The following is an 11,809-nucleotide window of genomic DNA, read 5'->3' as shown; positions in this document are numbered from 1 at the left end:
GGCCGCCGAGGCCGCTGATTGGGTTGTGACGCTGACGCCGCAGCAGGCGCGTCGCAAGGCTGGCATGATGTCCAAACACTTCTGGCTTAGAAAGCTGTTGCAGAATTTTTGGCGACCTACTTAGTCCCATTCAGAGAGTTGTCAACTCGGTCTGGAAGGCCGTGCGGATGCTGGAAGACCGTCCCGCGCCCACCTCGAAGGTCAAGCTCCACGGGCGGCGTGGCTATGGTGATGGCGATATTCCGGCACCGGACCGAACCCCTGACGGCGACTAACACTTGACTCATGCGTGAACGCGGAGGGGCTGAGCATGCCCGAGATCACCTCCAACTCAGTGCCCTGCTGTGTCACCGACATCGGCACGGGCCGCATCTGGTGGGAGTGGCGTCAGGGGCACTGGGTGATCGCTGCAAAACTTGCCTCTGCGCCAGAGCAGAAGCGCCACGACACTATCCGCCACGGGTAGATGTGTGCATCCTCTCAAGTCGAAAAGAGTTTTTTTGCGCCTCTGAGGCAACAGCAGAAACCTGGAGGGGCGCTAAGCCCCTCCGTCACGATCAATGCTCCTACCGAGCGTATTTGAACTCGGGAGCCGCCTTTAGCTGATCCTTGGTCATGTTCGTTGTGAGCATCGCGTGATCAGGAGCCGAGCGGGCTGCATTATCAGCGGTCCGATCTGTCGCCACCGTTCCAGTCGTGGTCGGTGCAGTCGGGCTGACCGTCCCCGGAGTCGCTGGGGCCGTTGCGGTGGCCCTTGGAGCAGCCGGGGCATTCGGATCAGTCGCCGTCGTGCGGCCATCGGTGGGGGCTGTGGTGGCCACCGCACGCGGCTCGTTCACCAGTTTGATCTGATCGAAGGGAATGGCCACATCGCGCTCACCGATCCCCAGGAACCCGCCGATACCCACGACCACGGCCTGGATTTTGCCGCTATTGTCCACGAGCAGTTCGCTGATGTCGCCGATCTTCTCATTGTTCTGGTTGTAGATATCCAACCCTTCAAGCTTGGAGGCTCGCCATTGCCCCGGCTGCTCCTGGGTCACCCAGTTGCCGCTGCCCATCTGTGCGGGGGCTGCCGTTGAACCAGCGGGAGGAGCCGTAGTGGAGCCTGCGGGCGGGCTGGTTTGGGCCAGCGCTGGGGCATAAATCAGGGTCGTGCCGAGAAGAGCCAGTGCGAGATGCTTACCTAGCATGTCTTCCTCCATTGTCTTACTCGCGCCATAGGGCGCATACAAGAATAACGGCAAGCTAAGCCCTTCGTTCGGCTCGACCTTCTTCAGCGGCAGGAACTAGCGCAGGTGGGGCGGCATTGCGGTGTACAGCATGATTTCTCCTGAAACGCTTAACCCCGTCCAAGGACGGAGCTTTTGTTGAAGACGGCGTCGTGGGTTGGCAAGTAATCACAGGAGCCTTGCCGCAGCCAAGGTGCTCGAAGGGCAGAAGCACCTCGCCAAGAAGCGCTTTGCGCCAACTGACACAGTTAGCTGTACTTGATCCCTTTCAAGCTTTTGAGAGCTTTATCGCACCGCTCGATGTGATCGCGAGCCCGCCGTTGCATCTCAACGGTATTGTGGCAGGGCTCATCGACCTCTTGCTTACAGAATGGACAGATCATCGGACTGGCCTCTCTGGTGACGGGGTGTGTCAGGCCAACAAAGGCGCAGGATCGAGGTTCCTTCTGCTTCGTCACTGCTTTCCGCATCATCGGCGGAAGGTCTGGAGGAGGGCGGCTGGTCACCATCAAAGGGACACCAGACTATCAGTCTGGTGCCTCCTAAAACCAGACTTGCCCTTAAGGGGGCTCAAGTGTCGGAATAATATCTTCTGAACTCTGAACAGAGACACCCAGCGGTCGTTTTCCTGTATCCAGCTAAGTCCAGTGAGACTACGACCATGCGCGCGTCCACACGGCACCACAGGGTTGCCGCGATACCGCCAGCCCAAGCCATCCTTGACGCCCTGGCTGTCTCGGTTGCTGTGCTGGATCAGGCTGGAGTCATCATCGCTGTCAATCAAGCGTGGCAGGAGTTCGGACTCGCGAATCAAGCCAGCATCGGGTCCTGGATTGGGTCTAATTACCTCGACGTTTGCGACCGTGCGTCGGGAGATGACGCTCCCTGCGCCAGAGCCGCCGCAGCGGGTATCCGCTCGGTCCTGGCGGGGCAGGGCACCTTCTCCCTGGAGTACCCGTGTCACTCTCCAGAGCAAAACAGGTGGTTCCAGCTTAGGGCATTCCGCCTGGAGCATGAGAGTATTGTCTATGCTGTCGTGGCCCATCATGACATTACGGAGCGCATCCTCGCCGAGAAGGAGCGACAGGCCCTCCTGGCAAGAGCACAACAACACCAGGATCAGCTTAAGGCTCTGGCCGCAGCTTCCATCAAGATTGCTGCTGCTCTCTCGCCCGAGGCCACCCTTCAGGAGATCACGGATCAAGCCCGTCTAGTCATCGGCGCACATCTGGCGGCCACCCACAGCATCTCTGATGATCTCTGGCCGCATGCCTCCGTGTCGGTGTCGCTCTCCGAGAAGTATGCCCGGTTTGCCTCATTCGCGGTTCCGCCCACCGGCACTGGCATTTACGCGCATGTTGCTCGCTCAGGCCGCCCGCTGCGGCTTACAGGGGCTGAACTGCATCATCACCCAAGTTGGCGTGACTATGGCGGCTATGGAGGAGAGCACCCACCTCTCAAGAGTCTGCTTGCCGTTCCCCTGATCGGGCAGCACGGTGACACCGTGGGCGTCATCATGCTGTCCGATAAGCAGGTCGCGGAATTCACGCCAGAGGACGAGGCGATCCTCCTCCAGCTTGCTCAGATTGCCTCAGTCTCCATCGAGAATGCGGCGCGATCCAAAGCCCAGAAAGAGAGCGAAGAGCGGCTTCGGGCGACCCAGGAGCACGCCAACATCGGCATTGGCGAGACTGATGCGCGTGGCAGGATTATCAGCATCAACAGCGGCTTCTCGGCGATCACCGGGTACTCGCGCGAGGAGTTGCTGAACCTGAGCGTCTTTGATCTGACGCACCCCGAGGAGGTCGAGGCCGAACGCGCCCTCTATGAGCGGCAGGTTGCGGGCGAGTTGAAGACCTATTCGCGGGAGAAGCGTTATGTCCGAAGGGATGGCTCAGCCGCGTGGCTGGCTGTATCAGCCACAGCGGTGTTCAATGAGAATGGGCGCTTCCGCTACAGCGTGCGGGTACTCCAGGATATTGATCAGCGGAAACGGCATGAGGAGCGCCAAGCGCTTCTGGTGCGAGAACTCCACCACCGGGTGCGGAACAACCTTGCCGTTGTGCAAGCCCTGGCCGGGGGCACAGCCCGGTCAGTGAGCAACATTCGCGAGTTCAATTACTCCTTCTCAGCGCGGATCGCCGCCTTGGCGAGAACCCAGACACTCCTGACGGAGGACTACTGGCAGACAGTGCGCTTGCGCGAAATGCTGCTGAATGAGCTTCAGCCGTTTAGCGAGAGAGCACATCAGCGCTTCACCATAGAGGGGCCTGATGTGGTTTTGTCTGCCGATCTAGCCATCCCGCTGGGCATGGCTCTCCACGAACTGACGGCGAATGCCGCCCGCTATGGCGCATTGTCCGTTCGCAAAGGGTGCGTGTCGGTGGTGTGGGATGTTCTGACCTCTGATGGGAGGCGAAGACTGTATCTCAAATGGGTCGAGCACAACGGCCCTGTCGTCGAACAGCCGACCCATAGTGGCTTCGGGTCCATTCTTCTCCAGCGCGTTCTCCCGGCTCAATGCCAAGCGCAGGTGCGCCTGGAGTTCGACAGGGCAGGACTTCAGTTCGAGATTGAAGCGCCTTTGATTGAGCAGCGCCATGTGCCCCATTATTAGAAGGTCTCCCTGCGCTCTTGGCGAGGAGTGACGATCTCGCCGTTATCGCCCGCGTGGCTCGTTCCGATGAGGAGCATAGCCCCGGCTGGTTCGGCGATATTCCGGATGTGTTCGCCTCGCCCACGCCGCTAACCATGGATTGTCCAGGCCAAGGCGTGCCCAGCGACTGCGGCGAGCAGCAGTGACCTCAGCGGGTTCTCCGCTGTGCGCGGGCTGATCGCGCGGTGACCCTCCCACGGACCCTGCCGCTCTTAGAGAGGTCTCCTGCGAATGCGCTCAAAAGGTCTATGACGTTTTCGGGGCCTGCTGCTGTAAACCTGCCAAAGAACTGAGCGGCTGTAGCTTTCGTTCTCTCACCCAGAGCCTTCGGCATACGACAGGTCTTCATCAGCATCAGGTGTAGCCTTGTTGCATGGATGAGCGAGTTGGTAACCGGGGCTGGGTAGCATAGAGGCCTATTCGGCTTCTGAGCAAAGATCCCCGCCCATGCCCTTCAAGGCTCATGCCGCTCGCCGTCACCACATCCCCAAGCAGCGGCACCGGGTGACGAATTGGGCGGAGTACGACGCCAGCCTGCGTCAGCGGGGCAGCCTCACCGTCTGGTTCACCGAGGAAGCGATCGCTGCTTGGCGCGCTGAGCCGCGCACGACACGCGGTGGACAAGCCCATTATTCAGCTCTAGCGATCAGGACGGCGTTGACGTTGCGGGCGGTGTTCCGGTTGGCGCTGCGTCAAACCGAGGGCCTGATCGGCTCGATCCTCCAACTCCTCGGTCTGGATCTGGCTGTCCCGGACCATTCAACCCTGAGCCGGCGTGCCGAAACTTTGGAGATACCAGGACCATGTCCCCAATCCAGAGGACCTGTTCACCTGCTGGTGGACAGCACAGGCCTGCGTCTGTGCGGACCCGGCGAGTGGCTGATCGAGAAGCACGGCACTCGCAGACGGCGGTCCTGGCGCAAGCTGCACATCGGGGTCGACGCCGAGACCGGGCAGATCCTTGCCTCAGAACTGACCACGAGCGATGTCGATGATGGCTCGCAGGTTGAGTCCTTGCTCGACCAGATCACAGGCTCGCTCGCCTCACTCACTGGTGATGGCGCCTACGATCAGGCCGGCATCTATAGCACTGTCACCCAGCGCCATCCTGATGCTGAAGTCATCGTCCCGCCGCGAGAAACGGCGGTGCTGAGTGAGGATGTAGAGACCTCCCCGACCTAGCGCGATCGACATCTCCAAAGCATCGCGGAGCATGGACGCATGGGGTGGCAAAGGAGGTCCGGGTACACTCGTCGGGCTTTGGTGGAGACCGCCATCAGTCGCTTCAAACGAGTGATTGGGGATGGCTTACGCTCACGGACGGATCAGCGTCGTACGACGGAAGTTGCCATCGCCGTTCATGCCCTGAACCGGATGCTCGCGTTTGGACGCCCGAAGTCCGTCCGCACCGCCTAAACAAAGACGTAGGGTGGGCTGAGTGCGCTCATCGGCCGATCTGTGCAACACAGCCCTTCACTGTTCCTCGTCACCTCACCACCGCTCGTACACACAGGCTCCTCCGAGCCGAAGCGTTTGCCGCGTGGCGTGAAGCGGTGGGTGTCACGGCTTAGCGAGACCTATGTGACGGCTCTCATCTCGGCCGGGCTCCATAATGTGACAAGCCCGTCGTGATCACGATTGCGGGCCAGAAGCACTGGCTCTTGCGAGCCGTCGATCAGGACGGCCATGTCCTCGATGAGATCGTCCAAGATCGACGCGACACCAAGGCCGCCAAGCGCTGGCTGAAGCGTCTGCTGAAGAAACAGGGTCGCCCACCCCGGCGACTGCTCACCGACAAGCTCGGCTCCTACGCGGCCGCTCGGCGCCAGATCATGCCGGAAGTCGAGCATCGCTCGCACAAGGGGCTTCATAATCGGGCGGAAAATTCGCATCTGCCGTTCCGTCGACGCGGGCGGCTGATGCAAGGCTTTGGATCACCCAGGTACCTGCAGCGGTTCGTTAGTGTCTTCTCTGCCGTCCGCAATCTCTTCGTTCCATCTCGCTCCAACCGCTCTGCACCTGCCACGCGTCTGCACCGCCTCAATGCCATGGCGGAATGGAAAGCCGCGGCGGGCGTTGCCACTTGATCCGTTAGGCAATCGGGCTTGCCTGAATGCGTCCAGTTCTAGTTAACATGACAACACCAGTGAGACGCTCGCGACGGATCCTCGATGCTGCGCTGGAGTTAGACGCCTGAGTTTTTAGATGGCCTGGGCCAATAGCTGAAGCGCGCGGCGCTGGGTCGACGGTTGGCACAGTGAGTTCCTCTGGGAGGACCTTATGCTCTTCGTTACGCTTCACGGTGGCAAGCCCCAAACAGACCCACGCAAGAACAACGTGCACGCCCACGACAAGGACGGCAAGAGGATCACTTCCAGCGTGCTGCGGGACAGCGGAGAAATCTTGCTCGATGAGCTTCGCGGCATTCATTTGGTCGGCAAGTACCTCTACGTCGTAAATGGCAATCGAAAAGAAAACAGCGTGCTTTGCTACAAAGGGGCGGACACGCAGTACAAACTCGTCAGCACGTTTGTCTCGAAGCAAAGCTGCAAAGGGATCGAACATCCCTTCGATATAACGTTTGATGGTGCGGGCTACTGCTACGTCTCAAGCCAAGACACCAACATCGTCACCCGCCTGATTGTCTCCGCTGACGGCACGAGCGCGACACTGGCCCCGCAAGCTCTAGCACTGCCCGCAACTGGCACGTTCTACCCTGGCACTTTTGTAGCTTCCAGCGTGGGCAACCTAGGTTCAACGACAACGCCGGTGAAGTCTCCGGCTGGGCTGGAATACTCCGGTTCGGGCAAAAACAAGCATTCTGTTCGGGGAGTGGTGTGGGCGAACAACGCACTCTATGTTGCCGACGAGCCCGCCGGCAGAGTCAAAGTCTATGACAAGAACGGGAAATTTCTGTGCCAGAGCAATGGCATGGAATCGCCCGCCCATATGGTGGTGTGGAAGGGTAGCTTGTACGTCAGCGCCGGCAACGCGGTGCTCACTGCGAAACTGCCCAGTTCTCCGGGTGATTTCACGCTCTCCCCAATCGAAGGAGTGAAGGTGAAACAAGCGGGCGGAATGGCGTTCACGAAATCAGGGCACTTTTATATCGCTAGCCGCAGCGAGAATATCATCCTGAAGTTTGACTCCGACTTCAAGCCGATGAAGTTTGAGTGCAAGCTGGCGGACAATCCGGAATTTCTGCTGCACGTTGGGGCTGGAACAAGAGCTGTGCTCAATGACACGATTAGCTAGCACGGATCGGCAACCTACCTAGAATGGCGTGAGGATTGCCTTCGCAATAGGAGGTGAGACGATACTCGCGTCGATCAGGTACCCATTTGAAGCTGTTGCTTTAATTGGTTTTGCCGGATCTATCTCGACAGCACGTCTCTAGCCCGAGCGCCTCGTTGAGGAGCGTATCTCCTCTCCAGCAGGCATTATGGCTTGGATGACGCTCTGACATCCGAAACCAGACTGTATTCGGCCTTTAGCTAGGTCCACCAGTCGGCTTCTGGGCTCACGTTCCTGCTACGTACTCCGTTAGCGCTCTAATGGGCACAACTCTTGTTCTGACGCCTCGTTGCCAGCGTGGTCAGGAACGGCTCGCGACAGCCCAACACCTGGACGGCTGAGTTGCTTGAGGACCTGCCCCGGAGCAAAAGGCCTTCCCCGTTCCGGAAGATTGAGCATGATTTCTCATCCCTGGATGAAGTGTGCGCTTGGCTCGGCCATCCTCCGGTGAAAATCAGCAACCGGCACACCGCCACTCAGGATATGTGAGAGCGCCCTGGCTGAGGCGCTGTCTCATGCCTCAATCAGGGCGCTCGCGGGCCAAGGGAATGACGCCCATCGTCGATGGAGGCCGCTCATAGGAGGCGACAATCACGCATGCCAGCCCCGTCCTGGCCGGCGTAGCGCAATGACACCAGCGTGCTAAGGGTAGCAGCCTTCAACCATAGCACTTCGCAATTCATCGGAATGACTGATCCTCAGATCTTCGCCTTCTGGTGATGCCGTTTTTGTTCGCCCTGAGCTGCTGCATGGTGGTCTTCAGCAGCCGGAAATCGGAATCGGACAACCCCGCTGATCCGCCCGCACCAAGGACCAGGCCGAACGCCTACACGCGCAAGTCCCGACAGCAGCCGACAGCCAGCAAACGAACGGGTGCGGCGGAGGTTTAGCCGCGCCTCACATTGGTGTGCGGGGCAGCATGGTCCTGCTCCGACCTTTTGCCGCTGCCGACGAGACGGGACTGCCCACAGCACCAGCATCAAGGTAGGCCCTGTGTCCCGCAGGCTACAGACATCCGCGCGCCAATCGAGCAAATGAACTCCGGCCGATCGACACGATCGATCGCTTCCTTCGCCAATTTCCCAGAACCAGCCGAATTTTGAAGGTCTTCACCATGCAGCAGACAGAAGTCACAGCGTCCGCGTCTCCTGTGCTCACGCCGACATTCATGGCGGCCGCCATCCGATTTGTCGCCTCTCTGGGTGCCTTGATCGGCGTCAGCCTCCTGCTCGCCAGCCTCTGAGGGCGCATTGTCCCGGGCCTGTGCCCATTTCGCTACAGCCACAGTCGCGTTGATCGGGCATTCTGGTTCAGTCCACGAGGAGCGGCTGGGGGATCGGTCCTCCCTGGAACTCAAGCGCCTTTGCCACATGCGAGGCGCTTCTCTTTGTCGAGACTTGGCAATCGTGAGCCGCTCCGTCGCTTGCCAGGAACAATTTTGGCTTATTCCCTAAAGTCGTCCTCTCGTGCGAACTGAGCCGCCTCCCAACTGCTCTGAACCTGCATCGCGGATCTGAGATGAGGCACGGCAGCTTTCCCTGCCCGGATTGCACCGGAGCGATGAGTGAATCCTTGCCGCAGGGCAGGGTTGACGCCGGTGCGGCACGCCCCAGGTAGCGGCGCATTGCCTTTGAACCTCATTCTTTGAGCGATGTCGTGATAAAACGCTTTGTCGATCAGCGGCCGCGAGCCATCGATCTATGGCTGACAGCCACTGCGGCATCGGCTGCGATCACCGCTGTCGTTCTATGCGCCCACCTGCCGTAGGCGCATCGGCTGAACAGGCCGCAGCACGCGTCACAGCAAATGCCATTCTAGCGGCAGCTACGGTTGCGCCATGACGAGGTCTTCAGCCATTCACAATCCGTCAGGATCCGTGAGTTGACCCTGTCATTGGTGAGGCGGCGACGGACCCTTGGTCGAGTGTGTTGGTTGCTCCCTCTGAGAAACTTAAGTTCCTTTGCGGGACCCCTTTTGGTGTTTGGGACGCGCAGGAACTGGCGCTGGGTCTCAATGCGAGCCTCGAAAGACGCCCGACCCAGATATGTCCTAAGACGAGCCTAACGTTTCGGTAGTCTTACGGGGTAAGATTTACTTCTTAGTGGCTAAACCGGGCTGCCTACCTCTTGATCAAATCCCGGTTCTTCATCTTCATGGATGAACGTGCCGCGTCTATGCGGGGCTGATATCGGGGGCGGGGAATGTTGAAAGATGAATACGGCTGCGCCGCGCAGCCGATGGCGCCAGTGACGGCTGCTCCATGGAGTGCCGATCAGGCAATCGAGACTGTGTTGCTCGGCGGGAGTTCGCTGCTTCGAGCCGGTCTCGCCCAGCTCCTCACTGGCACACCCTTCGTCGTGGTTGACCACCATGAGAACGCCGCCCTCTCCGGTGAGGTGAGCCCACATCCGGCTCTGTTTATCGTTGATGCCAGCGGATCATTTGAACAGACGCTTCAGTTTGTCGAAGTGGCCAAGTGCCAGAATCCTGCGGCCCGTGTTGTGCTGATCGCCGACCGCTTTGAGCGTGGCCTGATCCATCTGGCGGTCTCGAGGGAGGTCGATAGCTTCTGCATCGCGACCGCAGAGCGGGAGGTCCTGGTCAACATCCTCGAGCTCACCATGCTGGGCGAACAGGTTCTGCCTGCGGCAGTGCTTCAAACGCTTCTCAACCATGCATCGGCAACGGCAAGCGCGGCTCAGCCCTCATCGGTCGCTGAGTTGACCTCTCCTGATCCGAAAGCGGGCAACCTCTCCCCGAGAGAGAGGGTGATCCTCCAGTCTCTCATGGGAGGTGAGGCGAACAAGGTGATCGCCCGAAAGCTCGACATCACGGAGGCCACCATCAAGGTTCACGTGAAATCCATCCTCCGCAAGATTGGAGCCGCCAATCGCACTCAGGCCGCGATGTGGGCCAACGAGAACCTCCGGGTTGTCGGTCAATCCTTCATCAACGCCTAGGGCCGGATCCGAAGGGCTGTCTGACGCGGCACGTGCACTCGTGCGTCTGGCGTTGGTCACCATCGGCTTGCGGCTGATGCAGAGAGTGCCGCACTCCCTTTCCCGGCTTACCGTCACACCCTAGCTTGAGAAGAGCTGGCTCGACCAGCAGCACCCGTTGTGGAAGGCGAACACCCGATGAGCCCCACCCGTGTCTTTCTGCTTGCCTCCGCTCTGGCTCGGCTGATCGAGAAGGAGAGGGGAGGCCACCACGTCCGGCAGGGTTACTTCCCGGATCGCCCAGACCGCGGCACTCACGTGCAAGTGGCGGGCGAGATGGGGCAGCTCATCCTGGTCTCCCAGCCTGCAGCTGGCCCACGTGAGGAACGCGCTGAGATCTCCCGCCCGCAGGCGGAGGCCTTGCTCGATCTGACGGCCGGGCAAATCGAGTATCTGAGCATCACCATCACTATCGACTCTCACACCGCCACCGCCCAGCCGACTCTCACACCGCCACCGCCCAGCGCGTCACCACCCCGGCGCCGCTCGACCTGATCAGCATTGGGTTCAAACATGACACGGCGGCGCGCAAGTTCCGGCCGCCGGCCTGGTTTGGTCCCGAGATCACCAGTGATCCCGCCTATCGGCCCCGCTCCATCGCTCTCGCCGGTCCGCCGTCACCTCCGAAGGTCGAGTCACGGATACGGCCCTTAACAGCCTGCTCGATGCCTTGGACAACCGGGCGGGCGAGCCCCAGCTGCAACCGACCCCGGTGACTCGTGCACCCGAGCCATCCGAGCCCGCCGTCGACACCGAGGCTGAACAGGAACTCGATAGGCTCAACATCGAGGACAGCGTGATCCGAGAGCTCGCCCGTTCGTTGCAGCCACAGGGGCGCTGAGCCTGTCCTCGAGGCGATTGAGTTCGCATCGAAGGGACCGCCCGCATGAAGTGCGGCTCGGCACAACAACCTTCGCCCGCGGCCCGTGGCGTGCACCCTTTCGGCCGATAGACCAGTCGTGCCGGTGTCACCAGAGGTATAGCCAATCCGCCGAAGGTGGCCTAATTGGCTGTTGGTGGGGCCTGTAGCTCAATGGTTAGAGCCGGCCGCTCATAACGGTCTGGTTGGGGGTTCAAGTCCCTCCGGGCCCGCCACAGACTGGCCCATCCCGGCACAAGGCCAAGACTATCATCGCGACCATGACCGATCCTCATCCTCGTCCAGACACTGAGCTCGTGGAACACAACGGCTACCAGATCCGTCTCCGCCAGAGCGGCCTGGAGTGGCTGGCCTTCGTGGCCCAGCCCAAGCAGCGCCCGACCCTGATCCTGGCTCCCGATCGGGAGGCGGCCCTCACCAAGGTCTATGAGTGGATCGAGAGACAGCGGACCTCTGAGAGGCATGCACCATGAGCTACCGCCTGATCCAGCTGGCGCCCGGCGCTTATGATCTCCTCCTGCACGACACCGTCGTTGCCAGTGTTGTCAGAAACGGTTCGCGGCAACCCTACACCTGGACGGCCGAACTGCTGGAGGATCTGCCGCGCAGCCAGAGGCCCTCGCCGGTGTTGTCATGTCTGGATGGCGCCCGTTTGGCAACGTGATTGTTGATGATGCTTGGGCCTAGCGGGGCGGGTGCGGTCATGTCTCCGGCCTTTGAACGCGGTGCTTCATGACCGCAGGCCCTG

General features: G+C 60.4%; 10 protein-coding genes, 1 tRNA gene and 3 pseudogenes. 13 read left to right on the top strand and 1 reads right to left on the bottom strand.

Going from position 1 to position 11,809, the window contains the following annotated elements; all coding sequences use genetic code 11:
• The first annotated feature begins 310 nt into the window (after positions 1 to 310).
• A complete protein-coding gene (locus ACS5Q1_RS42570; RefSeq protein ID WP_473103887.1) occupies positions 311 to 466 on the top strand; it encodes a hypothetical protein in 156 nt (51 codons plus the stop codon).
• Positions 467 to 566: 100 nt separating this feature from the next.
• On the opposite strand, the gene ACS5Q1_RS42565 is transcribed toward ACS5Q1_RS42570, so the two are convergent.
• Entirely contained in the window at positions 567 to 1,193 is a 627-nt protein-coding gene (locus tag ACS5Q1_RS42565; RefSeq protein ID WP_473103886.1) for a PRC-barrel domain-containing protein, read from the bottom strand.
• Between the two features lie 700 nt (positions 1,194 to 1,893).
• Between ACS5Q1_RS42565 and ACS5Q1_RS42560 the strand changes: the two genes are divergently transcribed.
• The 12 genes and pseudogenes from ACS5Q1_RS42560 (at position 1,894) to ACS5Q1_RS42505 (ending at position 11,725) form a co-directional block, all read left to right on the top strand.
• Positions 1,894 to 3,849, top strand: a complete 1,956-nt coding sequence (locus tag ACS5Q1_RS42560) for a PAS domain S-box protein (RefSeq protein WP_473103885.1) — start codon at positions 1,894 to 1,896, stop codon at positions 3,847 to 3,849.
• Between the two features lie 17 nt (positions 3,850 to 3,866).
• On the top strand, positions 3,867 to 4,034 hold the full coding sequence (locus tag ACS5Q1_RS42555) for a hypothetical protein (protein WP_473103884.1): 168 nt from the start codon (positions 3,867 to 3,869) through the stop codon (positions 4,032 to 4,034).
• A gap of 301 nt (positions 4,035 to 4,335) precedes the next feature.
• Positions 4,336 to 5,304: pseudogene (locus ACS5Q1_RS42550) on the top strand (IS5 family transposase).
• 53 nt (positions 5,305 to 5,357) lie between these two features.
• Positions 5,358 to 5,459 (top strand): annotated as a pseudogene (locus tag ACS5Q1_RS42545) (IS6 family transposase); the annotation flags it as partial.
• Between the two features lie 54 nt (positions 5,460 to 5,513).
• Positions 5,514 to 5,975, top strand: a pseudogene (locus ACS5Q1_RS42540) (IS6 family transposase); the annotation flags it as partial.
• 193 nt (positions 5,976 to 6,168) lie between these two features.
• Complete coding sequence (locus tag ACS5Q1_RS42535; protein WP_473103883.1) at positions 6,169 to 7,143, top strand: NHL repeat-containing protein; 975 nt, start codon at positions 6,169 to 6,171, stop codon at positions 7,141 to 7,143.
• Between the two features lie 1,153 nt (positions 7,144 to 8,296).
• Positions 8,297 to 8,425 (top strand): hypothetical protein, encoded by a 129-nt coding sequence (locus tag ACS5Q1_RS42530; protein ID WP_473103882.1) that lies wholly within the window; start codon positions 8,297 to 8,299, stop codon positions 8,423 to 8,425.
• 958 nt (positions 8,426 to 9,383) lie between these two features.
• The gene (locus ACS5Q1_RS42525; RefSeq protein WP_473103881.1) at positions 9,384 to 10,142 is read left to right on the top strand and encodes a LuxR C-terminal-related transcriptional regulator; all 759 of its coding nucleotides are present in this window, start codon (positions 9,384 to 9,386) and stop codon (positions 10,140 to 10,142) included.
• A 177-nt stretch (positions 10,143 to 10,319) separates the two neighbouring features.
• Positions 10,320 to 10,676: a CYTH domain-containing protein gene (locus ACS5Q1_RS42520; RefSeq protein WP_473103880.1), complete on the top strand. Its 357-nt coding sequence runs from the start codon at positions 10,320 to 10,322 to the stop codon at positions 10,674 to 10,676.
• Between the two features lie 524 nt (positions 10,677 to 11,200).
• A tRNA-Ile gene (locus ACS5Q1_RS42515) sits at positions 11,201 to 11,276 on the top strand.
• Positions 11,277 to 11,321: 45 nt separating this feature from the next.
• Positions 11,322 to 11,534, top strand: a complete 213-nt coding sequence (locus tag ACS5Q1_RS42510) for a hypothetical protein (protein WP_473103879.1) — start codon at positions 11,322 to 11,324, stop codon at positions 11,532 to 11,534.
• Positions 11,531 to 11,725 carry a hypothetical protein gene (locus ACS5Q1_RS42505; RefSeq protein ID WP_473103878.1) on the top strand — a complete coding sequence of 65 codons (195 nt, stop codon included), beginning with the start codon at positions 11,531 to 11,533 and terminating at the stop codon, positions 11,723 to 11,725. Before ACS5Q1_RS42510 ends, ACS5Q1_RS42505 begins: the two co-directional genes overlap by 4 nt.
• Positions 11,726 to 11,809 lie beyond the last annotated feature (84 nt).

The organism is Microvirga sp. GN3, assembly GCF_055792825.1.
This window is presented reverse-complemented; position numbering and strand designations above follow the sequence as displayed.